This is a genomic window from Martelella sp. K41-7, assembly GCF_055808365.1.
This window is the reverse complement of sequence record NZ_CM147867.1, coordinates 2,557,242-2,580,542: the sequence shown is the minus strand read 5'-3', so window position 1 is coordinate 2,580,542 and position 23,301 is coordinate 2,557,242. Positions and strand designations below refer to the sequence as shown.

Annotated in this window: 22 protein-coding genes, 1 tRNA gene and 1 pseudogene; 15 read left to right on the top strand and 9 right to left on the bottom strand. The window is 59.2% G+C overall.

All coding sequences use genetic code 11. The annotated features are described in order from the left end of the window. Positions 1–36 precede the first annotated feature (36 nt). Positions 37–1,212 carry an alginate lyase family protein gene (locus AC0L7L_RS12255; RefSeq protein ID WP_473509253.1) on the top strand — a complete coding sequence of 392 codons (1,176 nt, stop codon included), beginning with the start codon at positions 37–39 and terminating at the stop codon, positions 1,210–1,212. Between the two features lie 27 nt (positions 1,213–1,239). On the opposite strand, the gene AC0L7L_RS12250 is transcribed toward AC0L7L_RS12255, so the two are convergent. Beyond that, on the bottom strand, positions 1,240–1,830 hold the full coding sequence (locus AC0L7L_RS12250) for a transglycosylase SLT domain-containing protein (RefSeq protein ID WP_272212213.1): 591 nt from the start codon (positions 1,828–1,830) through the stop codon (positions 1,240–1,242). Positions 1,831–2,077: 247 nt separating this feature from the next. Between AC0L7L_RS12250 and AC0L7L_RS12245 the strand changes: the two genes are divergently transcribed. Together AC0L7L_RS12245 and AC0L7L_RS12240 are read left to right on the top strand one after the other, a co-directional pair. Beyond that, positions 2,078–2,467: a TIGR02300 family protein gene (locus AC0L7L_RS12245; RefSeq protein ID WP_272212212.1), complete on the top strand. Its 390-nt coding sequence runs from the start codon at positions 2,078–2,080 to the stop codon at positions 2,465–2,467. A 258-nt stretch (positions 2,468–2,725) separates the two neighbouring features. Further along, positions 2,726–2,801: transfer RNA gene (locus tag AC0L7L_RS12240), tRNA-Ala, on the top strand. Positions 2,802–3,023: 222 nt separating this feature from the next. Here AC0L7L_RS12240 and AC0L7L_RS12235 read toward each other — a convergent pair. Beyond that, complete coding sequence (locus tag AC0L7L_RS12235) at positions 3,024–3,392, bottom strand: hypothetical protein (RefSeq protein WP_272212211.1); 369 nt, start codon at positions 3,390–3,392, stop codon at positions 3,024–3,026. A 62-nt stretch (positions 3,393–3,454) separates the two neighbouring features. Between AC0L7L_RS12235 and AC0L7L_RS12230 the strand changes: the two genes are divergently transcribed. After that, positions 3,455–3,937 (top strand): hypothetical protein, encoded by a 483-nt coding sequence (locus tag AC0L7L_RS12230; RefSeq protein WP_473509250.1) that lies wholly within the window; start codon positions 3,455–3,457, stop codon positions 3,935–3,937. A gap of 311 nt (positions 3,938–4,248) precedes the next feature. Here the strand turns inward: AC0L7L_RS12230 and AC0L7L_RS12225 are convergent, their stop codons facing one another. Then, entirely contained in the window at positions 4,249–5,640 is a 1,392-nt protein-coding gene (locus AC0L7L_RS12225) for an MFS transporter (protein WP_272212209.1), read from the bottom strand. A gap of 199 nt (positions 5,641–5,839) precedes the next feature. Here AC0L7L_RS12225 and AC0L7L_RS12220 point away from each other — a divergent pair, with 199 nt between their 5' ends. The 3 genes from AC0L7L_RS12220 to AC0L7L_RS12210 all read left to right on the top strand — a co-directional run bounded on the left by AC0L7L_RS12220 (position 5,840) and on the right by AC0L7L_RS12210 (position 9,574). Beyond that, the gene (locus AC0L7L_RS12220) at positions 5,840–6,835 is read left to right on the top strand and encodes an MBL fold metallo-hydrolase (protein WP_272212208.1); all 996 of its coding nucleotides are present in this window, start codon (positions 5,840–5,842) and stop codon (positions 6,833–6,835) included. Positions 6,836–7,019: 184 nt separating this feature from the next. Next, positions 7,020–8,525, top strand: a complete 1,506-nt coding sequence (gene guaB / locus AC0L7L_RS12215) for an IMP dehydrogenase (protein WP_272212207.1) — start codon at positions 7,020–7,022, stop codon at positions 8,523–8,525. Beyond that, positions 8,522–9,574: a Gfo/Idh/MocA family protein gene (locus tag AC0L7L_RS12210; RefSeq protein WP_272212206.1), complete on the top strand. Its 1,053-nt coding sequence runs from the start codon at positions 8,522–8,524 to the stop codon at positions 9,572–9,574. Before guaB ends, AC0L7L_RS12210 begins: the two co-directional genes overlap by 4 nt. Before the next feature lie 43 nt (positions 9,575–9,617). Here AC0L7L_RS12210 and AC0L7L_RS12205 read toward each other — a convergent pair whose 3' ends face one another. The 5 genes and pseudogenes from AC0L7L_RS12205 to mnmC2 all read right to left on the bottom strand — a co-directional run bounded on the left by AC0L7L_RS12205 (position 9,618) and on the right by mnmC2 (position 15,928). Further along, positions 9,618–10,436 (bottom strand): transglutaminase family protein, encoded by an 819-nt coding sequence (locus AC0L7L_RS12205; RefSeq protein ID WP_272212205.1) that lies wholly within the window; start codon positions 10,434–10,436, stop codon positions 9,618–9,620. A gap of 28 nt (positions 10,437–10,464) precedes the next feature. Further along, a complete protein-coding gene (locus AC0L7L_RS12200) occupies positions 10,465–11,403 on the bottom strand; it encodes an alpha-E domain-containing protein (protein ID WP_473509247.1) in 939 nt (312 codons plus the stop codon). Positions 11,404–11,405: 2 nt separating this feature from the next. Continuing rightward, on the bottom strand, positions 11,406–12,827 hold the full coding sequence (locus AC0L7L_RS12195) for a circularly permuted type 2 ATP-grasp protein (RefSeq protein ID WP_473509245.1): 1,422 nt from the start codon (positions 12,825–12,827) through the stop codon (positions 11,406–11,408). Positions 12,828–13,554: 727 nt separating this feature from the next. Beyond that, a pseudogene (locus AC0L7L_RS12190) lies at positions 13,555–14,889 on the bottom strand (DEAD/DEAH box helicase); the annotation flags it as partial. Positions 14,890–15,196: 307 nt separating this feature from the next. Further along, positions 15,197–15,928, bottom strand: coding sequence for a tRNA (5-methylaminomethyl-2-thiouridine)(34)-methyltransferase MnmC2 (mnmC2, locus tag AC0L7L_RS12185; RefSeq protein ID WP_473509243.1), 732 nt, complete (start codon positions 15,926–15,928; stop codon positions 15,197–15,199). Here mnmC2 and AC0L7L_RS12180 point away from each other — a divergent pair. The 8 genes from AC0L7L_RS12180 to AC0L7L_RS12145 all read left to right on the top strand — a co-directional run bounded on the left by AC0L7L_RS12180 (position 15,927) and on the right by AC0L7L_RS12145 (position 22,084). Beyond that, positions 15,927–17,120, top strand: a complete 1,194-nt coding sequence (locus tag AC0L7L_RS12180) for an NAD(P)/FAD-dependent oxidoreductase (RefSeq protein ID WP_473509241.1) — start codon at positions 15,927–15,929, stop codon at positions 17,118–17,120. The genes mnmC2 and AC0L7L_RS12180 overlap by 2 nt on opposite strands. 89 nt (positions 17,121–17,209) lie before the next feature. Then, entirely contained in the window at positions 17,210–17,932 is a 723-nt protein-coding gene (locus tag AC0L7L_RS12175) for a DUF1045 domain-containing protein (protein ID WP_473509239.1), read from the top strand. A 90-nt stretch (positions 17,933–18,022) separates the two neighbouring features. Next, positions 18,023–18,958, top strand: coding sequence for an allantoinase PuuE (puuE, locus tag AC0L7L_RS12170; protein WP_473509237.1), 936 nt, complete (start codon positions 18,023–18,025; stop codon positions 18,956–18,958). Continuing rightward, positions 18,955–19,449: a 2-oxo-4-hydroxy-4-carboxy-5-ureidoimidazoline decarboxylase gene (gene uraD, locus AC0L7L_RS12165; protein ID WP_272212196.1), complete on the top strand. Its 495-nt coding sequence runs from the start codon at positions 18,955–18,957 to the stop codon at positions 19,447–19,449. Before puuE ends, uraD begins: the two co-directional genes overlap by 4 nt. Before the next feature lie 3 nt (positions 19,450–19,452). Further along, positions 19,453–20,484 (top strand): allantoicase, encoded by a 1,032-nt coding sequence (gene alc / locus AC0L7L_RS12160; RefSeq protein ID WP_473509235.1) that lies wholly within the window; start codon positions 19,453–19,455, stop codon positions 20,482–20,484. A 1-nt stretch (position 20,485) separates the two neighbouring features. Then, entirely contained in the window at positions 20,486–20,986 is a 501-nt protein-coding gene (locus AC0L7L_RS12155; RefSeq protein ID WP_473509233.1) for an ureidoglycolate lyase, read from the top strand. After that, positions 20,983–21,339, top strand: coding sequence for a hydroxyisourate hydrolase (gene uraH / locus AC0L7L_RS12150; RefSeq protein WP_272212191.1), 357 nt, complete (start codon positions 20,983–20,985; stop codon positions 21,337–21,339). Before AC0L7L_RS12155 ends, uraH begins: the two co-directional genes overlap by 4 nt. A 4-nt stretch (positions 21,340–21,343) precedes the next feature. Next, the gene (locus tag AC0L7L_RS12145; protein ID WP_272212190.1) at positions 21,344–22,084 is read left to right on the top strand and encodes a metallophosphoesterase family protein; all 741 of its coding nucleotides are present in this window, start codon (positions 21,344–21,346) and stop codon (positions 22,082–22,084) included. Positions 22,085–22,096: 12 nt separating this feature from the next. On the opposite strand, the gene AC0L7L_RS12140 is transcribed toward AC0L7L_RS12145, so the two are convergent. Next, positions 22,097–23,245: an alpha-hydroxy acid oxidase gene (locus tag AC0L7L_RS12140; protein WP_473509231.1), complete on the bottom strand. Its 1,149-nt coding sequence runs from the start codon at positions 23,243–23,245 to the stop codon at positions 22,097–22,099. Between the last annotated feature and the right edge of the window lie 56 nt (positions 23,246–23,301).

Below are 23,301 nucleotides of genomic sequence, written 5' to 3'. Positions count from 1 at the left end.
GCGAACGGTATGACACAGACCCTAGGAGTGAGAGCCTTGGCTGAACTCAGTGATCAGCAATCAAAACCCCTCAAATTGTGGCGCGCCTGCGCCGCGCGTGGCGGTATCGATTTGGCCCGCGGTGTTCTTGTTGCTGGTGTTGCAAGCTTTCTGTGCGCTTCAGCTCAGGCGCAGGCAACGAAAAGTGACGACAGCCTTTGTCCCGCATTCCCCGCGCCGACGGTCACGCTCGACTACGGCAGCCGGTATGAGGAAAGCAGCCGCGATCGATCCGAACTCGACACGGAAAGCAACGCCTATGTCGATGAGGCGTTGAAAGACGCCGATAGTTTTATCCGCCTTCTGGATGGACTGGCCAATGAGGTGCAGGCGAGCCCCGTTCTCGCCAGAGAACGGGCCGATTGCATCATTTCCGGTATCTTTGATTGGGCCAAGGCCGGGGCGTTCAGCCAGCTTGAGACAGACAATGCGAAGATGACCTATGCGTCACGGGTTGCCGGCATTGCCAGCGCTTACCGCCAGGTCCGCGGCAGCGCCGACGACAGGGCCGAGGAAAAGGCGGTTATCGAGCGCTGGATTCGCCAGAATGCAGAATTCCTGATCAACTTCTGGAATGGCGACGCGCCACCCAAGGCGAAGATGGGAAATTTGCGCCTGTGGGCTGCCTATGCGGTAACGGAAGCCGCGCTGATCTTAAGGGAGCCGGAATTCGTCAACTGGGCAATGGAGAGCCACCGAACCGTGCTGGCAACCGAGGCCGCCGATGGCAGCCTGCCCTACGAAATGCGTCGCGGGACCTATGCGTTGCACTACCAGATCCACGCTCTGGCACCGTTGACGGCGTCTGTGGCGCTTCTCTGCCACAATGACTACAGCTACTCCCCTGAAGAGCAAACGGCGATCCGAAATGCGGTTACGTTTGCGCTTGAAGGCATCGCAGATCCTTCCAGGGTCGCGGAGATAGCGGGCCAGGCGCAGAGCGTCCGGCAGGGGCTGGAACGGCAGGAGCCGTTCTCCATTGCCTGGCTGGAGGCCTATCTCAGCCTTGTCACCGACGGTGATCTCGATCGCGCGCTTGCGCCGCTCCGGCCTTTGGGTAATTCGAAGCTTGGTGGTAATCTGACCCTGCTTTACCGCAACAATCCGGCGATGCAGCCGGGCTGCTTCATCGTTGAGGCACAACCGCCTGCCGCAGCTGAGGGCAAGGGTTAAGAGAAGGAAGTGTCTGCGGGGTAGGGCTCAGCGGCAGCGGCGCAACTGCGCTTCGTAGATCTGGGTCATTTTCTGCGCACGCGCGGCGGCGCTCTTGGCGACCGGGCGGCTTTTCCAGACGCCGCGGGAATAACCGGCATGGCCGGAATGATAGGCCAGGTAGAGATTATAAGGGTCGTTCAGTGCGATGCCGTTTCTGACATGGCTCTGATAATGGTACCACGCGATGAAGTAGACTGAATCCCCGAAATCGGTGCGGTTGGCGCGGCGCTGGCCAGTGCGGCTCTGGTATTCGGCCCAGGTTCCGTCAAGCGCCTGCGAATAGCCGAGAGCGCTTGAGGCGCGCGGGCCGGGGATGAAGCCGAGGATCTTCTTGCGCGGCGGCCGGGCATGGCTGTCGAAGGAAGATTCCACATAGATCGTCGCCATCAGAACGGAAACCGGGACGCCATATTCGCGCGAGGCCTTTTCGGCATCACGTTGCCAGTTCTCGAAAATTCCGTTCTTCTGGGCGAAAATCGCGCAACTGTTGCCGACATTGCTGACGGTCGTCGAGCAACCCGTCAGAACGGCAAGGCAGAGTGCTGCAAAGATTATCTTGAGGCGCGAAATAGACATATGGCATCATCTACGCTCCGGACCTTAAGGAAGGGTTCTTAAAAATGGTTAACGCGCAAAATCTTCACAGGTGCAGTTTCTGCAGCGCCGCAGGGCCGGGCTTTTCAGGTGCACCGGATTTCTTTGAACTTAGTCTTTGACAGACGGTCGGCATGACGATAAGGGGACCGCCTGAAGAACACGCGCAGCAGAAACGCTGCTGATCGGCGAAAGCCAGCCTTCAACCGCAACATGAGAGGGTTTGAACGTGGCGAAAGCGGAACTTGGCACAAAAAGAACATGTCCGGACACGGGTAAGAAATTCTACGACCTCAACAAGGACCCGGTGGTATCGCCCTATTCGGGCAGCTCTTGGCCGCTAAGCTATTTTGAGGATACTGCCTCGATTGCCGTGGTCGAAAGCGAGGAAGAGGAAAACGAGGTCGCGGAAGTCGATTCTGAGAACAATGTCGGCAAGATAGAAGCGTCCGATGACGACAGCCCCTCCGATAACATCCCGGATGTCGATGGTGACGACGACGACGATGTCGATGTCGATGATAGCGACGACGACGATACCTTCCTTGAAGCTGATGACGATGATGATGACGATGTCTCGGGTATCATCGGTGTTTCGGACGAAGACGACGAAAACTGATCCTTTGCTCAATCGCAGCGATAGCTGTTGCGAAGGTCAATTGTGCCGCCTGGCCGCATGGTCCGGCGGCTTTATTTTTTCGGCGAACTGATAATTGCCGCCGCCTGCCTGCCGGGACTTGAAAGGCAAGCCTACCGGCAAAAACATTTTTCTTGCGGGCATCGTTTTTTAGGCTTGCATCTCGTGAAAATCCACAGTACCAAGCCGCCACCCGACGCGAAAAGCGTTGCTTCAAACCGCTAAGGCGGTCTGTAAAATGGGGCTATAGCTCAGCTGGGAGAGCGCCTGCATGGCATGCAGGAGGTCAGCGGTTCGATCCCGCTTAGCTCCACCAAATTTTCCTTGATGTAAAATGCCACATAGATTGACCTTTTTGTGCAGGCTTTGACCCTTTCGGTCACTTGGCTTGACCTTTTTGGGCGTTTAGAGCCTGGGGTCGTGATTGTTGTTTGGTGGTCTTGATGAGGGGCAGTCAGGTCATCCATGCGACACCAACGTCGCTCGATAGACTTCGGCACCTTTAGGCAGGGGCTGCACGCTGCGGAGCAGATTGGGGTTAAGTTGAGCGATCGTCACTGGCGCTTTTTGCTTTCCGATAGAATCTCGTAGCAATATCGCGGGCTTGCGTTTCGACGATCGCATCGTGAATAAATTTCTTTTTCGATACCCGGTAAACGCATTCGAGCTTATTGAAGCCATATCGCTGAAGCTGAAAAAGCCATTCATCGCCGAAATCGATATAGACCGGACACTGCGCATCCAGCCATGTTCTGCGCGGTTTGACCCAGCTATATTGCTGGTGCCCGCGATAAGTTGCGATGAGATGCTGGACCTTGTGCTGTCCGTTTATCACAACCGCGCCTCCCTTCCCGTGATCCGGGTTCTCTGAGAGCCGCCAGAAGATTCCCGCGTTTGCGCCATCCATTCCTCGGGCCGCTTTGACCCAAACGAGGTCCTTGGCTTCTTTGTTGTCGGGGTGGGTAGAAGATGGTGCAGATCGAACTGTTTTCTAAAGCCCCTGCCATCCACGATCCAAACGAGATTCTGATAGAACGCTTCACGCGATTGTCGTTCGGCATCTGTCATCGCCGAGTGCTGGACTTCGATCACGATGCCCGTTGGAGTGATGATGTCGGCGCGGTGAATTTCGCCATCAGGTGCGGTCCGCGTTCGCTCTCGGCACTCTTCGGGAAACAGGTTTTTCCAAGCCCGATGCCACTGCGTCTCGTTCTCCCACCAGGGATCGCAGTCGCGACGGAATGCGTGCGCCCAGTGGTGTATGATGCGGGGGCCGCATTTCGCGATCATGGCAGCGCCGCAAGTTGGACAAATACCCTTCATGCCCGGTTTCGATTCGCTACGTTCATCATCGACAAGGGCGAACTGCATATGATTTCCCTCGTTCAGATGCGCAAAAGCGGCGTGGGATTCGCTTGCGACACAAGCAGCTCGTCCTCGGGCCAACACTGACAAGCCTGCGGGCGCGGGGTCGAGTAGGTTTTGTTTTGAGTGTCACGCTACTCTGAATTTTCGGTTAGAGGAACATGAGCTACCCCGCGAGGCGGCGTGTGCGCAGACCACGATCACTGTGGCGTCTTCGCGTATCGTCTCCACAATAAACTCGGCTGGGATCAGGTCAGAAAAACGGAATTGGGCTCGCATGGCTTTGTTTCTCCATCGAAAACAATGCCAGTTGAAACCCAAACACCATCGAAAATGAGCCAGAGCCCCATTACAACGCCGATTGACAATCAGGCTGTGGCCGTTTTCAAGCGTGCGGTCTATTCTGCCGCTTGTGCGCCTTTGTGGCCGGAGACTGCCGCGCCTGCATCGCGTTTCAACCCGATCAGCGGAACCACCGAAACCAGCGAGACAAGGGCGACGACGGCAAAGGCAATGTGGAAATGGGTAACGGTCAATTCTCCGCCGGTGAAATGGCTTGCGAGCTCAAGAATGACGGCTGCGAAGGCGACGCCGAGAGCGAAGCTTGCCTGCTGGAACATCGAGCTCATCGCCGTGGCCTGGCTGGCCTGCCGGTTTTCGATATCCGCATAGGCCAGCGCATTGACGCCGGTGAAGAAGAACGAGCGGAACAGGCCGGAGGTGAACAGGATCGCCAGGATGATGATATGCGGCGTCGTCGCCTCGAAGAAGGCGAAGGTGACGGTGAGCACAGCCGCCCCAAGTGATGCCGTGATCAGCACAGTGCGAAAACCGAAAGTGGAAAACACTTTTGGCGCCACGAATTTGGTCGCCAGCGCACCGGCAGCACCCACAAAGGTGATCATGCCGGATTGGAACGGATTGAGACCAAAGCCGAGCTGCAGCATCAGCGGCATCAGGAATGGGAACGCACCCGTCGCCATGCGGAAGAAGACGGACGATGCCGTGGCAATGGCAAAGCTCGGATAGGCGAAAAGCGACAGGTTGAGCAGTGGGCTTTCGGCCCGCCGGGCATGGCGAATGTACCAGAACCCGGAGAGGATACCGAGTGCCGTGGTGATGAAGCCGGTGGCCGGCGGCAGAGCCGGCAGGCTGATGACCGACAGGCCGAAAACGATGCCGGAGGCCGCCACTGCCACCAGGAAGAAACCTTTCCAGTCGAGGTTTGATGGCGGTTCGTCTTCGATCAACGGCAGGAAGATCCCGGCCATGATCAGGCCGATAATGCCAATTGGCACATTGATCAGAAAGATCCAGTGCCAGGAGAAATAGGTGGTCAGAAACCCGCCCAGCGGTGGCCCCGCCATCGGTCCCAGCAGTGCCGGAATGGTCAGCAGAGCCATGGCGCGCACCAGTTCGGAGCGGTTGGTGGTCCTAAGGATCACAAGCCGTCCGACCGGTGTCATCATCGCGCCACCCATGCCCTGCAGAAAGCGTGAGAGCACGAATTCGAGAAGGTTGCTCGAAATTGCGCAGAACACCGAGCCCACCAGAAAGACGACGATTGCCGCGCGAAACACACGCTTGGCCCCGAAGCGGTCAGCCGTCCAGCCGGAAACCGGAATGAAGATCGCCAGTGCCACCATATAGGTGGTCAGCGCCAGTTTCAGGGTGATCGGGCCAACGCCGAGGTCGGCTGCGATCGCGGGCAGGGCGGTCGAGATGACGGTCGAATCCATCTGCTCCATGAAGAGCGCGACGGCCATGATCAGCGGAACGACTGGATTCATCTCTCGGCTTCTGCGAAATAATGTGACAAGAGCAGGTGTCTTAGCCGTCGCGGATGCAAATGCCAATGGCCGTGGGCCGGTTTCATGCTCACGCAAATGTGACACGGCAGAGCTGCCAAATAGACGTCGCTGACTTGAAACCGGCTGACCCTTGCCAAGGTCTTAAGGGTAGGTTTTGTGTTTTGAAGGAGGACGACTGATGACCAATGATAAAGGCATTCACCGCCGCAGCCTGATGGCTGGCGCTGGCCTTGCTGCCATTGCCACGCCCTTCGTGAGCGGAGCGGCGAGCGCGCGTGCGCAGGATGCGGAAAATGCTAACATGAACATGGCCGATGCACCGCCAAGCGACAGTTTCCCGCTCGGAGATTTCAAGCTTCTGGTTGTCGAGGACGGCAGCCGGATCATGGAAAATCCGGGCGAGACCTTCGGAACCGGACAGGATCCCGAGACGGTTGCCGCGCTGCTCGAGGAAAACTTTCTTCCGCCGGATGAGATGGTCAACGGCTTTGCACCCGTCCTCGTCGATACCGGCAATGAAACCGTTCTGTTTGATACGGGTATGGGCCCGGCGGGACGGTCCTGGGGTGCCGGTCGGCTGCGCGAAGGGCTGATTGCCAATGGCTATCAGCCGGAAGATATCGACATCGTCGTCATCACCCATATGCATGGCGACCATATCAACGGCCTGATGGAACAAGACGGCCCGGCCTTTCCCAATGCGCGCTATGTCTTCGGCGACAAGGAATATGCCTTCTGGAGCGACGATGCGCGCATGGGTACGCCTGCAGAAGGCGGTCACCAGAGCGTCAAAAAGCTGGTGGTGCCGTTTGCCGATCAGGCAACCTTCATCGGCGGTGGCGACGCGGTTGTGCCCGGCATTACCGCCATGGAGGCGTTTGGCCATACACCGGGCCATCTGATTTTCATGCTGGAGACCGGCGGACGCAAGCTTCTGCTGACGGCCGATACGGCGAATCAGTACGTGCTCTCGCTGCAGCGGCCAGACTGGCATGTGCGTTTCGACATGGACAAGGAGATGGCTGCTGCGACGCGCCGAGATGTTTTCGACATGGTTGCCGCCGAGCGTATTCCCTTCCTCGGCTATCACATGCCGTTTCCCGCTGTCGGCTATGTCGAAAAGGCCGGTGACGGCTATAAATTCATGCCGAAAACCTATCAGTTCAAGCTGTAGGGCAAGGCGGCGCAGAGGCGCTGCCGTCAAAACCTGCCCGATCCGGAGTGCGCATTTCGGATTGGGTATTTCCAACACGTCATCTTCGTGTTACGAGCACTCGCCAACTTCCAGACTTATCTGCAAGGGACCGGACGGGACATTAACCGCCCGGCCATTTCGTATTTGAAAAAGGAAATTGGCCATGGCTCAGATTATTCAGGCCGCTACCGGCATGCAGGCGCTCACCTTCGATGATGTGCTGTTGCAACCCGGACATTCAGAGGTAATGCCGGGACAGGTTGATGTCTCGACCACGATTGCCCGCGACATTCACCTCAACCTGCCGATCCTGTCTTCCGCAATGGACACGGTCACCGAGGCCCGGCTTGCAATCGCCATGGCGCAGGCCGGTGGCATTGGTGTTATCCACCGCAACCTGACCCCGCACGAACAGGCCGAGCAGGTTCGCCAGGTCAAGAAATTCGAAAGCGGCATGGTGGTCAATCCGGTCACCATCGGCCCCGATGCTACGCTTGCCGAGGCGCTGGCGCTGATGAAGTCGCATCACATCTCCGGCATTCCGGTTGTCGAGCAGGGCACCAGCGACGGCACGACATCTGGTCGGCTTGTCGGTATCCTGACAAACCGCGATGTCCGCTTCGCCTCCAATCCCGAGCAGCGCATCTACGAACTGATGACCCGGGAAAACCTGATTACCGTGCGCGAGACGGTCGATCAGCACGAAGCCAAACGGCTTCTCCATCATCACCGCATCGAAAAGCTTCTGGTGGTGGATAACCGCGGTCATTGCGTCGGGCTCATCACCGTCAAGGATATCGAGAAATCGCAGCTGAACCCGAACGCCTCGAAAGATGCGCAGGGGCGCCTTCGCGCCGCCGCCGCCATCTCTGTCGGTGATGACGGTTTCCAGCGTGCAGAGATGCTGGTTGATGCCGGTGTCGACATGATCGTGATTGATACCGCTCACGGCCATTCGCAGAAGGTTCTGGATGCCGTCGGCCGGGTGAAGACCTTGTCGAATTCGGTACGGATCATGGCCGGCAATGTTGCCACCAAGGATGGCACCAAAGCGCTGATTGACGTTGGCGCCGATGCAGTCAAGGTCGGCATCGGCCCGGGTTCGATCTGCACTACCCGCATTGTGGCTGGTGTTGGCGTGCCCCAGCTTGCCGCCGTCATGGCGGCGGCCGAGGCCGCCCGCGATGCCGGCATTCCGGTGATCGCCGATGGCGGCATCAAATTCTCCGGCGACATGGCCAAGGCGATTGCCGCAGGCGCTTCCGCCGTCATGGTCGGATCGCTTCTGGCGGGAACCGATGAAAGCCCCGGTGAGGTGTTCCTGTTCCAGGGACGCTCGTTCAAGGCCTATCGCGGCATGGGCTCGGTCGGCGCCATGGCGCGCGGCTCGGCGGATCGCTATTTCCAGGCGGAAGTGCGCGACACGCTGAAGCTTGTTCCCGAAGGGATCGAAGGCCAGGTGCCCTACAAGGGGCCGACCAGCGGCGTATTGCATCAACTCGCAGGCGGTCTTCGCGCTGCCATGGGCTATGTCGGTGGCAAGGATATCGCCGATTTTCAGGAAAAGGCCACCTTCGTGCAAATTTCCAATGCTGGCTTTCGTGAAAGCCACGCTCATGACGTGACGATCACCCGCGAAAGCCCGAACTATCCAGGCGGCGGCGCGTGAACACGTCTCAAAGACAGGTTGCCTGGGGCATTCTTGGCCCCGGCACCATCGCCCACAACTTCGCCGTCGGCCTCGCCGAAACCCCGGTGGCGAAGCTTCTGGCCGTTGGTGGCCGCACCCCGGACCGGCTCGCCGCCTTTGGCGAACGCCATGGCGTCGAGCGTCTATACGGCTCCTATGAAGAACTGGTCGCCGACCCGGATCTCGACGTGATCTATATCGCAACCCCGCATTCGTTTCATCTTGCCCATGGGCTGCTGGCGATCGAGGCTGGCAAGGGCCTGATGGTCGAAAAACCGGCAGGGCTCGGGGCCGGTGATGTTGAAGCGCTCGTGGAAGCAGCCCGCAAGGCGGATGTGTTCTTCATGGAGGCCTACAAGTGCCGGTGCCATCCGCAGACGGAGCGGCTTGCCGAACTGTTAGGCGAGGGCGCAATCGGACGGCTTGAGCATATCGAGGCGCGCAATGGCGGGATGCTGGAGCGCGATCCGGCATCGCGGCTGTTCGATCCCGCGCTTGGTGGTGGCGGCATTCTCGATATCGGCTGCTACCCGGTCACAACCGTCCGACTGATTGCCGGCGTTGCCAAAGGCCTTCCCTACGCCGAGCCGGTTACGCTTGAAGCCTCCGGCGAGATCGGACCGACGGGTGTGGATGAGATCGCCTTTGCGGAGCTTGATTTCGGCGATGGCCTGACTGCAAGCATCGCCTGTGCCTTGCGCCGGGAGATCGAGGACACGCTGGTGCTGACGGGGAGCAAGGGAACCATCCGGTTACCCGTTCCGTGGCGTCCGGGCCGCAATGCCGGACCTTCCGATGCCCGGATCGTGATCGAAAAAGACGACGGGGTGCGAGAGGAATGGCTGCGCGACCCGCGCCAGCTTTTCGCCTTCGAGGCAGAGGTGGCGACGCAGGCTATTCTGGAGGGGCTTAAAACGCCGCGCTGGCCGGCGATGACGGCTGAGGAAAGCATTCTGAACGCCCGGGTCATCGACCGCTGGCGAGACGGTATGGGCCTCCCGGTTCTCTCCAGCGTTCGCTCGATCTGATGTTTCCGCCGCGCCGGCATCCCAGGCGCGGCGGTCATTCAATTCAGCTCTGGGTTTGCGACTGGCTCTGGCTGGCAACGGAAAGTTTGACGGCCAGCGTTTCCTTGCCGCCGCCAATGGTCATGCCGGAAACGGGGGCCGCATCCTTGTAGTCGAGGCCACAGGCAACTCGAACATAGCGCTCGTCCGGGCAGACCTTGTTGGCGGCGTCGAAACCGACCCAGCCGAGACCTTCCAGATAACACTCCGCCCAGGCATGGCTTGCCGTCTGGTTCTCCAGGTCCGGCATGAATAGATAGCCGGAGATGTAGCGCGCCGGGACTTTCATCATGCGCGCGCAGGCAATGACAATATGGGCATAGTCCTGGCACACACCGGATTTCGCCTCCAATGCCTCGCCCGCCGTCGTCGTGACATTGGTGGTGCCGGGCTTGAAAGACATGGTCTTGTAAAGCCGTTCCATCAGATCGTGGAGTTTGGCGAGGTTGGAGTCGCCTTCCAGCCTGCCAACCATTTGCTCAATGGCCTTGTCCGGCGTCGTCAGTGGGGTCTGGCGCAGGAACAGCCATAGCGGGATATCCGGTGATGCCGGGCCGAAAATGCCATCGGTGTCGCGGGTCTCCACGGTGCCGGCAGCAATCAGCCGCACTGTCGGGTGCTCGCCATCGACGGAGACAAGACGGACATGGTTTTCGTACTGGTCGGTATAGGAGACCTCGCTCTTGGCGCCTTCAATGGTCACCGCCCAGTCACGGATCGTCTGGCCTGCGCTGTCGACAGGTGTCAGCCTCAGACGCTGCAGCGAGAACTGAACCGGTGTTTCGTAGCGGTATTCAGTCACATGGTTGATGTTCAAAAGCATCGCGTTTGTCCCTTCACGCTTTTACGCATCATACGTAAAAGCGATACCCCTCGCTGATTTGCTGGCTGAGCTTGTTGTTGCGGCTGACGAAGTCCTCGAGGAACTGGTGCAGGCCGTTGTCCATGACTGTCTTGATCTTCTGGCTTCGAAGCGTGGAGCGGATGGCATGGGCGGTATCGTGCGCCTCCAGCCGCTCACCGTAGTCGGCCGCCAGATAATCGAGATTGAGCACGATCTTTTCGTAGGAATAGGCAAGCGAACGCGGCAATTGCACGTCGAGGATCAGGAAGTCCGCGATCAGGCTCGGCTTGTATTCACCATTGTGCACCCATCCATAGGCACGGTGGGCCGAAACCGAACGCAGGATCGATTCCCACTGCAGATTGTCGAGTGAAGTGCCGACGTGGTGCACCGAAGGCAGCAGCACGTAATATTTTACGTCGAGAATGCGGCTGGTGTTGTCCGCGCGTTCGATGAAGGTGCCGATATGGGCGAAATTGTAGATCTCGTTTCTGAGCATCGAGCCATGGAACGTGCCGCGGATCAGCGCCGTCTTGTGCTTGACCATGTCGATCGCCTTGGGCAGGTCCGCCGGCCTCAGCTTGGCCGAGAGCAGGCTGCGGCTATCGATCCAGCATTCATTGGTGGCTTCCCATGTTTCCCTTGTCAGTGCGGTGCGCACCAGACGGGCATTGTTGCGCCCGGCGTCGATACAGGAAACGACACTTGAGGGATTGCGACGGTCTCGTAGCAGGAAGTCGATGGCGTCCTCGGCCGTCAGCTTGTCGTGGACCTCGAAATAGGCCTCCTGAACGCCAGCGCTTTGCAGGATGCCGTCCCAGTCGTCGGCGCCGTTGGAGCGTGTCAGCGCCACGCGCTGGCCGGCGTCGATCAGGCGGGCGATATTCTCTGCCCGCTCGAAATAGCGGAACATCCAGAACAGGCCGTTTGCGGTTTTTCCAAGCATGATCAGTCCTCCAGCACCCAGGTATCCTTGGTTCCGCCGCCCTGGCTGGAATTAACCACCAGGGAGCCTTCCTTCAACGCAACGCGGGTCAGCCCGCCGGGCATGATCCGCACACGGTCGGAGACCAGAACATAGGGCCGGAGGTCGACATGGCGCGGCGCGATGCCCTTCTTGACGAGGATCGGAACGGTGGAGAGTGAAAGGGTCGGCTGGGCGATGTAGTTTGCCGGCCGCGCCCTGAGCTTGGCGGCGAAATCTTCCAGTTCCCTTTTATTGGCTGCCGGGCCGACCAGCATGCCGTAACCGCCGGAGCCGTGGACTTCCTTGACCACCAGATCGGCAAGGTTGTCGAGCACGTAGGCAAGGCTTTCCGGCTCCGAACAGCGCCAGGTCGGCACGTTTTCCAGAAGTGGTTTCTGGCCGGTGTAGAATTCCACGATTTCCGGCATGTAGGAATAGATCGCCTTGTCGTCTGCAATCCCGGTGCCCGGTGCATTGGCGATGGTGACATGGCCGGCGCGGTAGACATCCATGATGCCGGGAACACCCAGCGCTGAATCCGGGCGGAAGGTCAGCGGATCGAGAAAATCATCATCGACGCGGCGGTAGATGACGTCGATCGCCTCATAGCCGCGGGTGGTGCGCATCTTCACCTTGCCGTCAATCACACGCAGGTCCTGCCCCTCGACCAGTTCCACACCCATCATGTCGGCGAGGAAGGAGTGTTCGTAATAGGCAGAATTGTAGATGCCGGGCGTCAGCACGCCAACGCGCGGCCTCGTGCCGGAAAAGCCGGGAGGTGCAAGTGTCGCAAGGCTCTGGCGCAGAAGCTGGGGGTAGTCTTCAACGCGGCGCACACGGTTCTTGTAAAACAACTCGGGAAACATCTGCATCATGGTTTCCCGGTTTTCCAGCATGTAGCTGACACCCGAGGGCGTGCGTGCATTGTCTTCGAGCACGTAGAACTGGTCTTCGCCGGTGCGCACGATGTCGGTGCCGACAATGTGGGTATAAACACCCCCGGGCGGCTCAAACCCGATCATCTCAGGCAGGAAGGCATCGTTTTCCTCGATCAGACGGCGCGGCACCCGACCGGCCTTGATGATCTCCTGCTTGTGGTAGATGTCTTTCAGGAACGCATTGAGTGCGATCACGCGCTGCTCGATGCCGGCGGCGAGCTTGCGCCATTCCTTGCCAGCGATAATGCGCGGAACGATGTCGAAGGGGATCAGCTTTTCCGAACTGTCGGCGTGGCCATAGACGGCGAAGGTGATACCGGTCTTGCGAAAGATGTTCTCCGCATCGCGCGACTTCGCGATCAGTGAGGCAGGATTCTGCTGGCTATACCAGTCATTATAGTCTTTGTAAGGGTCGCGCGGCTGGTTGTCCGCAGTCATCATTTCATCGAATGGCAAAGCGTTCATCCCCCGATTGTTATCATCGCATATCAATACAACATCATTCGTAATGCAAGGACCATGCCTTCCTGCAAATGTCGGTAATTGCGTGTCCTTTCAGGATTAACGCGCTGAAAATCAGGCAGTTCCCTTCAAAAAGCGCCGAATAAATGAGCATGCAGCCGATGGCTGCAACGATATTTCTGCCTGATGTACTATTGGTCAGATTTTTGGCAGCCATGGGGTGGTGGAGCGGCGCACATGATCTGCGGACATTTTCTGGCCTAGGGTCAGGTCGATCAGCAGGTCTCGGGAAGGCCCGATCCTGACAATCGCGATCGGAAATCTGGTCTTCTTCTTGTCCAATAGTAAACGTCCGGGGGGCAGGATACCAAGAGCGTGGTCTGGAATAATCAACTTGGCGTGAATTACGCCATCAACAAAGAAAACGTCGACGTCATTTGCGTCCCGCTTCCCGTCATTGCCCGCAACGGCGACTAGTGGAATGAACTTGACATCTAAGTCCCGTTTCAGCGACCTCGTCCATCAAATGTCAAATTCTAAAAGTTCACTAGAAAATATATACTTTCTAGTGGTCACTATGATTCCAACATTTGCTGATGAGATCGCAACGAGGGGAGCCAAATGTTGTAATCGGACCACTAGACACACTGCGATGTCAGGCAAAAAAAGGCCCCGCCGACATTGCCGGCGGGGCCTTCGCATTCAGGGTTGCAAAGAAAAATCAGGCGCTCTGGCGGCGATCACCTTGGCGCGGACGCTGGCGGCGCGGGCGTGATTTTGCCGGACCGTTGCGGTTTGCACCGTCACGGGCCTCACCTGCATGGCGCGGTGCGCCATTATTGCCGGACGGGCGTGCACGACGGGCGGGCTTGCCGGACGGGTTGCCGCCGCGACCACGACCGCCGCCATTGCGTGCAGGGCGGTCAGCATGGGCATGGGGCTCGCCGGATGCGACTGCGATATCGATGCCGGTCAGGCGCTGGATGTCGCGCAGAAGGCCGGATTCCTCAGGCGTACAGAATGCAACGGCCTTGCCATCCTTGCCGGCGCGCGCAGTGCGACCGATACGGTGGACATAGGCATCCGCCACTTCCGGCAGGTCGTAATTATAGACATGGGTGACGCCGGGAACATCGATGCCGCGCGCTGCAACATCGGTCGCGACCAGAACGTTGATTTCACCGGTCTTGAAGGATTTGAGCGCGCGCTCACGCTGGCCCTGGCTCTTGTTGCCATGGATCGATGCCGTGGCAAAGCCGCGACTTTCGAGATGCTTCATCAACTTCTCTGCGCCATGCTTGGTGCGCAGGAACACAATGGCGCGGCCTTCCGGGTGGCTGGTCAGCTCCTTGCGCAGAAGTTCGACCTTGTCGGCCTTTCCGGCAACGAAATGGACAGCCTGATCAACCTTGTCTGCGGTCTTGCCGGGGGCCGAAACCTCGACGCGTTCCGGGTTGGTGAGGAAGTTCCGGGAAAGATCGGCAATCGATTTCGGCATGGTTGCCGAAAACAGCATGGTCTGGCGCTGATCGGGGACCAGCGAGGAGATTTTCTTCAGGTCGTGGATAAAGCCGAGGTCCAGCATCTGGTCGGCTTCGTCAAGCACGAGAAAGCGCACCGCGTCGAGCCGCAATGCTCGGCGGTCAAGAAGGTCGAGCAGGCGGCCGGGCGTTGCCACCAGAATATCGGTGCCGCCGGACAACTGATGCTGCTGGCGGTTGATCGACGCGCCGCCGACAACAATGTTGACCTTCAGCGGTGTTTTGCGCGCGAAAACCCTGAGGTTTTCAGCGATCTGGTTCACCAGTTCGCGGGTCGGCGCGAGGATCAGCGTCTTGACGGCCTTGGGATCGGGTTTTTTGCCGTTCTGCAGCAGCATGTCGATGAGCGGAAGGCCGAAAGCGGCCGTCTTGCCGGTGCCGGTCTGGGCGAGGCCCATCACGTCACGGCCAGCAAGCACAAGCGGGATCGCCTTTTCCTGGATTGGTGTCGGCGTCTCGTAGCCTTCGCTGCCGATACGGGACACGATCTGGGCGGAGAGGCCGAGTGCGGAAAAATCTGTCAATTCAATAGCGCCTTTCAAGGCATGCCGAAAGACCACCGTAGCCGCGCCATCATGGCACAAGCCGGTGTTTTCGGTTTCAAGAACCCCGCGTGAAGTGGGAACTTTTGGGTGGAAAATGCCTTCCGCGCGCCGGGTGGGAAACCCGGACTTCTGTCGGACGCTTGACCTGTACGCGCCGCGACCCTTCGGATCATCTTGCGGCAGGCATGCTCACGCGGCATGCAAACAGGTGGAAAGCCTGACCGCTACATGAGGCGCGGACTTGCAAAAGTCAAGCAACAAGTTGGTTCTCGTCCGATTTCGTTGTTCATTCGGGTCGCTGTCCGGCAAGCATTTCCCGCTTCTCCCCGAAGCCCGGCTGGCGCGTGACAGAAAAGCCGGCGGCCTGAAGGTTTCGGCGAACATAGCCCGCTGCTGTGTAGGTGCCGAAAGTTCCGCCAGGAAGGGTATGGTCGAAGACCGCCTGCATCAGTTCCGCCGACCACATTTCGGGATTGCGCGATGGTGCGAAGCCATCCAGAAACCACGCATCGAAGCGCCGGTCTGAAGGGGGCAGGCTCTCCAGCGCATCGCCGCAGAACACCATCAGCCGCGTCTGGCGGTCGATGTCTATTGTCACGATGCCTTGCGGTTTGTCCGGCCACAAGGCGGTGAGGGCATCGCGCTCTTCGGCAATCTCGGGCCATCGCGCAAGCGCGCGTGCAATCTCGGACGCCGCCATCGGAAACAGCTCGAAGGATGTGAAGGTCAGCCTTGCATGCGGCCGTCGAGCCGCTTTCCAGCGCCGATAGGTTTCGCAGAAATTCAGCCCCGTGCCGAAGCCGAGTTCTCCGATGGCAAACGACCCGCCTGCCTGCCAGCGTTCGATCAGCCGGTTGGCGGCGATGAACACATGGCCGCATTCTGCGCGTCCGTCGGCGCTCGAAAAGAAGTGATCCTGAAAGGCTTCGGAAAACGGCCTGTCGTTTTCGTGCCAGACAAGCGTCTCCACGCCGGTTTTGCTTGCATCAGCTTCATGTTTGTGGTCCGCATCGCCCATGATGAATGGCGATAATGCGAATGGACCTCCCCGTCAAACTTCTGCTGCTGATCTTGTGATCATCGGCGGTGGAATTATGGGGCTTTGGGCGGCCTATCATGCCGAAAAGGCAGGGATAGAAACGCTTCTGATCGACCGTGCGGCACCCGGTAGCGGCACCAGCAACGGGCTGCTGGGCGCGCTGATGGCCTATATGCCCGACCTGTGGGACGCCAAGAAGCAATTCCAGTTCGAAGCGCTGGTGGCGCTGGAGGACCAGATTCGCCAGTTGGAGGACGAAACCGGACTTGCCACGGGCTATCGCCGGGCGGGGCGCATCATGCCGCTCTACCATGACCGGCAGGTTCAAACCGCGCGTCTGCGCGAAGGGGAAGCAGCCCGGAACTGGCGCGTCGGCGAGCGCCGCTTTGACTGGACTGTGGTTGATGTGCCGCCGCATCCGGGCTGGCCGCAGCGAGATGACAAGGCGCTCGCCTACGTCCATGAGACACTCGCCGCGCATGTGTTTCCGCGCGGCGTCGTGGCTGCGCTGACCGCCTTTGTTCAAAGCGCCCATCATGTGCGCATCGTGCAGGCCGGCGTTGTCGGTATCGAGGCAGCGTCGCACAGCGTCAGGCTTGATGATGACGGGCGCATTGGCTTCGGTAAGGTCATTGTTGCGGCGGGCGTCGAAGCTTTCCGGCTGCTTCAACCGCTCTGGGCGCCCGACGGCCAGCCGCTCGGACGTCCGGTCAAGGGACAGGCCGCGCTACTACAGGCGGATTGCGATCCCACCCTGCCGGTGCTGTTTGACAATGGCCTGTATGTGATCGCGCATCCCGGCGGAAGGGTTGCCGTCGGCTCTACATCCGAGGATGAATTCGAGCAGCCCTTTTCGACCGACGACCGCCTGGAAACGCTGATCGCTGCGGCGCGCCGGGCGGTTCCGGCGCTCAGGGGTGCATCTGTGATCGAGCGTTGGGCGGGGCTCCGGCCGCGTGGCGTCCATCGCGAGCCGATGATCGGAGCGCTTCAACATATTCCCGACGTGATCGCGCTTGGCGGCGGCTTCAAGACGAGCTTCGGTATTGCCAACCGGCTTGGCGCGCATGCTATCGGCCTTGTCAGCGGCAATGCCCTTTCGCAGTCGGACTTGCCCGATATTTATAACCTTGAGATTTACTTGCGTCGCGCCAATAAAAATACGGAATAAGCCAGTAATAGCGGCAGATTCGTCGTATCAGTGTCACCGGAATCATTTATCTGAAGGCATGTTCAGCCGCCTTTTGATGCGTGACCACGATGCCTGCCGACCTGCAAAGATATGCCATCTGCTTTACACCCGCGCCGCACGAGGCGCTTGGCATTGTCGGTGCCAACTGGGTCGGGCGCAACGCCTTTTCCGATGCACCGCTCGAGCCGCCGATGATTGGCGGTCTTTCGCTGGCGGAAACCTCTTTTCATACTGCATTGCCGCGCCGTTACGGGTTTCACGGCATGCTGAAATCGCCGTTTCATCTTGCTGACGGGGTGAGCGAGGCGATGTTGCTCTCCGCGCTGATGCACTTTGCCACCCGCTGGTCGCCGTTCTGGCTGCCGCGCCTTGAGATCGTGCGCCGCCGCGAGATTCTGGCCTTTGCGCCGGCAGTGGCGGTACCGGCGCTTGATGAGCTGGCAGCAGCCGTGGTTTCTGAGTTTGATGCCTTCCGCGCGCCTCTGAGTGAGGCGGAGCTGGAGCGGCGCGATACGGGATTGCTGTCTCCGGTTCAGTTTTCTAACCTTCACCGCTGGGGCGAGCCGGATGTGATGGCGGCATTTTCGTTCCATTTGCCACTGACCGGTCCGCTTAATCCGCGCGAGATGGACCGCATGGAACGTGCAGTTTCAGAGTTCTTCGGTCCGATCCTGCAGGAGCCTGTTGAGTTCGAAAATATCGCGCTGTTTGTTGAGGAGGAGCCGGGCGCGCCTTTCTGCGTGCATTCGCTCCACCCCATGGGCGCGCTGCCGGCACGCAAGACCGCCTGATACACTTGATTTCTGTGGCATTTATGCCTTTTCTCTTTCGGCATCGAAGCTGGTGGGGTACCCTCGGCCAATACTGAAAATGAGGCAGGAATGAACGCTGAGACGAGCGGATATCCGCGAGAACTAGTTGGCTATGGGCGCAATACGCCCGATCCGAAATGGCCTGGGGATGCCCGCATCGCGGTGCAATTCGTCATCAACTACGAAGAGGGCGGAGAATCCTGTATTCTCGACGGTGATCCTGCATCGGAACGCCTGCTGTCGGAAATTGTCGGTGCCGAAGCCTGGCCCGGCCAGCGCAATCTCAATATGGAATCGCTCTACGAATACGGGTCGCGGGCCGGCTTCTGGCGGCTCTGGCGTGTTTTTACCGGCCTGAAAATTCCAGCCACCGTCTACGGTGTCACCCGCGCCATGGAGCGGAATCCGGAGGCCGTTGCCGCAATGAAGGAGGCGGGCTGGGAAATTGCCAGCCATGGCCTGCGCTGGCTTGAATACAAGGATTTCGATATCGAGGCCGAACGCGCCCATATCCGTGAGGCTGTGCGTCTGCATACGGAATTGACCGGCGAACGGCCCCACGGGTTTTATCAGGGCAAACCTTCGATCAACACGCTGGATTTGGTGATGGAGGAAGGCGGCTTCCTTTATTCTTCCGACAGCTACGCCGATGATCTGCCCTATTGGGTGCGCACGCCTGAGGGTAAGCCGTTCCTGCGCATTCCCTATACGCTCGACAATAACGACATGCGCTTTGCCAGCGCGCAGGGTTTCAATTCCGGCGAGCAGTTCTTCACCTATCTCAAGGATGCCTTTGACATGCTTTATGCCGAAGGCCGCGAGGGCGCCCCGAAAATGATGTCGGTGGGGCTTCACTGCCGTCTGGTCGGCAAGCCGGGCCGGGCGACGGCGCTGAAGCGGTTCCTGGAATATGTGCAGACCCATGACAAGGTCTGGATCCCCCGGCGCGTCGAGATCGCCCGCCACTGGTACGAACATCATTTGCCGAAGGAAGATGCCTCATGATTTCACGCGCGGATTTTGTCAGCCGGTTCGGTGGCGTTTTCGAATATTCTCCGTTTATTGCCGAACGTGCCTATGACCAGGGTCTTGTAACCGAGCCGCTGACGGCCGGAGGCGTGCATGACGCGCTGTGCACGGTCTTTCGTGCGTCAAGTCGGGAGGAACGGCTCGGTGTGTTGCGGGAGCATCCGGATCTTGCCGGAAAGCTTGCCGTCTCCGGGGAGCTGACGGAGGAAAGCCGCCGCGAGCAGGCCGGCGCCGGGCTTGATCGCCTCTCCCCGGACGAGCATGCGGAGTTTACGGAACTCAATTCCGCCTATATAGAGAAGTTCCAATTTCCTTTCATTATTGCAGTCAGCGGGCTCAATAAGGACGATATTCTCGCCGCCTTCAAACGCAGGATCGAAAATTCCGCCGATGAAGAACTGGCTACAGCCTCTCTTCAGGTCGAGAAGATCGCCGGGTTCCGGCTGCAATCCCTTCTCGCGGAGTAATTGATGTCCGACCAAGAAACGAGTGTGGCTCTGCCCGATTTTGCCGTGGGTGCGATCAATCTCGCCTCGGCCCGGCTTGGCGCACGCGCGCTTTATGCCACAGACCAGTTTTTCGCGCCGCTGGCGCGCATGCTGAAAGATGATTCCCCTGTTTTCCTGCCCGGCGAGTATGACGAGCACGGCAAATGGATGGATGGCTGGGAAAGCCGCCGAAAGCGCGTGCCGGGCCATGACTGGGCAATCATTCGGCTTGCCATGCCGGGGCGTATTCGCGGTTTCGATGTTGATACCACGCATTTTACCGGCAATTATCCGCCGCAGTGCTCGATCGAAGGCTGCTTCATGGAGAGTGGCGAGCCCGACGAGAGCACGGACTGGCAGGACGTTCTCGCCAAGTGCGATCTCGGTCCTGACAGCCATCACTATTTCGAGATGGAGCAGGAGACCCGCCAGAAGGTGTTCACCCATCTCAGGGTCCATATCTATCCCGATGGTGGCATTGCCCGGCTTAGGGCCTATGGTTCAGCCTATTTCAACTGGGACAAGGTCGGGAAGGGCGAAGAGGTCGATCTCGCCTATATTTTCGGCGGCACCCATGCTCTGCACTGGTCGGATGCTCATTATGGCCATCCCGACCGCACGCTGGCGCCCGGCCGCGGCATCAATATGGGCGATGGCTGGGAAACCGCCCGCAGGCGCGGGCCCGGCCATGACTGGATGATTCTCAAACTTGGCCATCCGGGCATCATCCGCCGCGTCGTCGTCGATACCGCCCATTTCAAGGGCAACTTCCCCGATACCTGCATGCTGCTCGGCGCCAACCTGCCGGACCAGAATGATGTCTTTACCCCGGAAGAGATCGCGGCTTCGGAAAACTGGGAGCCGATCCTGGATCAGACCAAAATGCAGGAAGATCATATTCATGAATTCTCCGGCGCGGCGGTCAAGAATATCGGGCCGGTGACCCATGTGCGACTGGCCATCTTCCCCGATGGCGGGGTCAGCCGCCTGCGCCTTTACGGAGTGAAAGGGTAAGATGAGCATCAGGCTGAATGTTGAAAAACTGACCCCGGAAGCATTCGCGCCCTTCGGCACGGTGATTGCGACTGATCCTGCAACGGCGAAGTCGATCAATAGCGGCACCACCACGCGGTTTCATGCCCTGGCCCGGTGCGAAGCACATGGCACCGATGCCGAGGTGATCATCAGCATCTTCCGCGGGCTGCCGCGCCGGTTTCCCCATCAGATTGACATGATGGAGCGACATCCGCTGGGCAGCCAGAGTTTCTCGCCGCTTTCCGATAAGCCTTTCCTGGTCGTTGTTGCCGAAGATCACGGCGGCACGCCGGCAAAGCCTCGGGTTTTCATAGCCGAGAACGGGCAGGGGGTGAACTACCGCGCCAATGTCTGGCATCATCCGCTGATGGCGCTGGGCGAAACCAGCGATTTTCTGGTTGTCGACCGGGCCGGTCCCGGCGACAATCTGGAGGAATATGACTATCCCGCGCTTTTCACCATAGAGGAGACTGACCTTTGACCGGCCTGACCACACATGTTCTTGACACAGCCCTCGGCCAGCCTGCTTCTGAAATGAAGATCGACCTCTACCGCCTGAACGGTCCGGAGCGGGTCTTTATCAAGACGGTTTACACCAATGATGACGGGCGCATTGATGGCGGTCCGATGATCACTTCGGACGACATGGCTGTCGGACAGTATGAACTGGTGTTTCATGTTGGCGATTATCTGCGCCGCAGCGGCGCTGCGCTTACCGAACCGGCCTTTCTCGAAGATATTCCGCTGCGTTTCTCGATTGCCGATGTGACGGCGCATTACCATGTGCCGCTGCTCGTTTCCGCCCACGCCTATTCGACCTATCGCGGAAGCTGACCCGATGAAGATTGCAGCACTCGCCGATATCCATGGCAATATCGATGCGCTGGAGGCGGTGCTGGCCGATCTTGAGCGCCACAGGCCCGATACGATTGTCAATCTTGGCGATAGCCTGTCCTCACCGCTTGCCGCCGGCGAAACGGCCGAGCGCCTTTTGCCGCTTTCACTGCCGACGGTGCGTGGCAATCACGACCGGGCTCTGGTCGACCGGCCGGAAGCCGACATGGGCGACTGGGAAGCGCCCGCATTCCGGGAGCTTTCCGGGGCGCATCTGCAGTGGATCCGCGATATGCCAAGCGCGCTGGTGGTCGAGGGCGAGGTTTATATGTGCCACGCCACCCCGCAAAATGACGATGTGATGTGGACTGAGGAGCTGCTGCCCTCGGGCCATTTTACGTTGAAAAGCCAGTCTGAAATCGAGGTGCTGGCGGAGGGGATTTCCTATCCGCTGATCCTGTGCGGTCATTCGCATACGCCGCGCACCGTAATGCTGTCCGGTGAACGTATCCTGGTCAATCCGGGCTCTGTGGGATGTCCCGGTTTTTCCTATAACGTGCCGTTTGATCACAAGCTGGAGATGGCAAACCCGTTCGCGTCTTATGCCATTATCGAGAAGACCGAGGCAGGCTGGCAGCCGACTTTTCATCAGGTCCGCTACGATAGCAGTCGCATGGTCAAAATCGCCCGCGACGGCGGCTATGATGAATGGGCGAATGTCATTGCAACGGGGCGGGTGGGGTGAGCGCTGTCGCGCTCAAAACCCGATCTTCGCAATGATATTGCGGTCGATATCTTCGATATCGCGCTTGCCGCAAAGCGCCATAGTCACATCGAGCTCCTTGCGGATGATGTCGAGGGAGGCTTTGACGCCCTTCTTTCCCATCGCGCCCAGACCATAGAGATAAGGCCTACCGATATAGGTGCCCTTGGCGCCAAGTGCGCGCGCCTTCAGCACGTCCTGGCCCGAGCGGATGCCGCCATCCATGTGGATTTCGATGTCGCCTTGCACTGCGTCGACGATTTCCGGCAGAACCGAAATCGAGGAACGGGCGCCGTCGAGCTGACGACCGCCATGGTTGGAAACGATAACGGCGTCGGCGCCGGTCTTTGCCGCCATTTTCGCGTCCTCGGCATCGAGCACGCCCTTGAGGATCAGCGGGCCGCCCCATCGCTCCTTGATCCAGTCGACATCGGCCCATGAAAGCTTCGGATCGAACTGTTCGGCTGTCCAAACGGCGAGTGAGGAAAGGTCCGAGGAAGCCGGCGCGTGGCCGACGATGTTGCGAAAGCTGCGGCGCTTGGTCCTCAGCATTTCCAGCGCCCAGAATGGCCGTGTGCCCACCTGCCAGACATGCTTCGGCGTGAATTTCGGTGGTGTCGAAAGTCCGTTGACGAGGTCCTTGTGGCGCTGGCCGAGGATCTGCAGGTCCAGCGTCAGCACCAGCGCTCCGCAGCCGGCAGCTTTGGCGCGGTCAATGAGGTCGCCGACGAAACCGCGATCCTTCATCACGTAGAGCTGGAACCAGAACGGTTCCTTGGTATGTTCGGCGACATCTTCGATCGAGCAGACGCTCATGGTCGAGAGCGTGAACGGGACGCCCGCTTCTTCAGCAGCCTGCGCCGCCAGGATTTCGCCATCGGCATGCTGCATGCCGCAAAGTCCGGTCGGGGCGAGGGCAACCGGCATCGAAACCTTGCGGCCGACCATCGTAGTTTCGAGCGAACGGTCGGTCATGTCGACCAGAACGCGCTGACGCAGGTTGATCTTGGCAAAATCCGCCTCGTTGGCGCGATAGGTGCCTTCCGTCCATGCGCCGCTGTCGGCATAGTCAAAAAACATCTTCGGCACGCGCCATTTCGCGCGTCGCTTCAGGTCGGCAATAGTCAGCGGCTCCGAAAACATGAGCTCCTCCTGCATCAAATATGAATGCTTTTATTACATATGGGTTGACGTATGCC

Coding starts and splice junctions, on each gene's coding strand:
- AC0L7L_RS12230 (WP_473509250.1), top strand. CDS start 3,455: ATGGTGCAGATCGAACTGTTTTCTAAAGCCCCTGCCATCCACGATCCA.
- guaB (WP_272212207.1), top strand. CDS start 7,020: ATGGCTCAGATTATTCAGGCCGCTACCGGCATGCAGGCGCTCACCTTC.
- AC0L7L_RS12235 (WP_272212211.1), bottom strand. CDS start 3,392: ATGGATGGCGCAAACGCGGGAATCTTCTGGCGGCTCTCAGAGAACCCG.
- mnmC2 (WP_473509243.1), bottom strand. CDS start 15,928: ATGGGCGATGCGGACCACAAACATGAAGCTGATGCAAGCAAAACCGGC.
- AC0L7L_RS12155 (WP_473509233.1), top strand. CDS start 20,486: ATGAGCATCAGGCTGAATGTTGAAAAACTGACCCCGGAAGCATTCGCG.
- AC0L7L_RS12140 (WP_473509231.1), bottom strand. CDS start 23,245: ATGTTTTCGGAGCCGCTGACTATTGCCGACCTGAAGCGACGCGCGAAA.
- AC0L7L_RS12145 (WP_272212190.1), top strand. CDS start 21,344: ATGAAGATTGCAGCACTCGCCGATATCCATGGCAATATCGATGCGCTG.
- uraD (WP_272212196.1), top strand. CDS start 18,955: ATGATTTCACGCGCGGATTTTGTCAGCCGGTTCGGTGGCGTTTTCGAA.
- AC0L7L_RS12180 (WP_473509241.1), top strand. CDS start 15,927: ATGATGAATGGCGATAATGCGAATGGACCTCCCCGTCAAACTTCTGCT.
- AC0L7L_RS12225 (WP_272212209.1), bottom strand. CDS start 5,640: ATGAATCCAGTCGTTCCGCTGATCATGGCCGTCGCGCTCTTCATGGAG.
- AC0L7L_RS12250 (WP_272212213.1), bottom strand. CDS start 1,830: ATGTCTATTTCGCGCCTCAAGATAATCTTTGCAGCACTCTGCCTTGCC.
- AC0L7L_RS12205 (WP_272212205.1), bottom strand. CDS start 10,436: ATGCTTTTGAACATCAACCATGTGACTGAATACCGCTACGAAACACCG.
- puuE (WP_473509237.1), top strand. CDS start 18,023: ATGAACGCTGAGACGAGCGGATATCCGCGAGAACTAGTTGGCTATGGG.
- AC0L7L_RS12220 (WP_272212208.1), top strand. CDS start 5,840: ATGACCAATGATAAAGGCATTCACCGCCGCAGCCTGATGGCTGGCGCT.
- AC0L7L_RS12175 (WP_473509239.1), top strand. CDS start 17,210: ATGCCTGCCGACCTGCAAAGATATGCCATCTGCTTTACACCCGCGCCG.
- alc (WP_473509235.1), top strand. CDS start 19,453: ATGTCCGACCAAGAAACGAGTGTGGCTCTGCCCGATTTTGCCGTGGGT.
- AC0L7L_RS12195 (WP_473509245.1), bottom strand. CDS start 12,827: ATGAACGCTTTGCCATTCGATGAAATGATGACTGCGGACAACCAGCCG.
- AC0L7L_RS12200 (WP_473509247.1), bottom strand. CDS start 11,403: ATGCTTGGAAAAACCGCAAACGGCCTGTTCTGGATGTTCCGCTATTTC.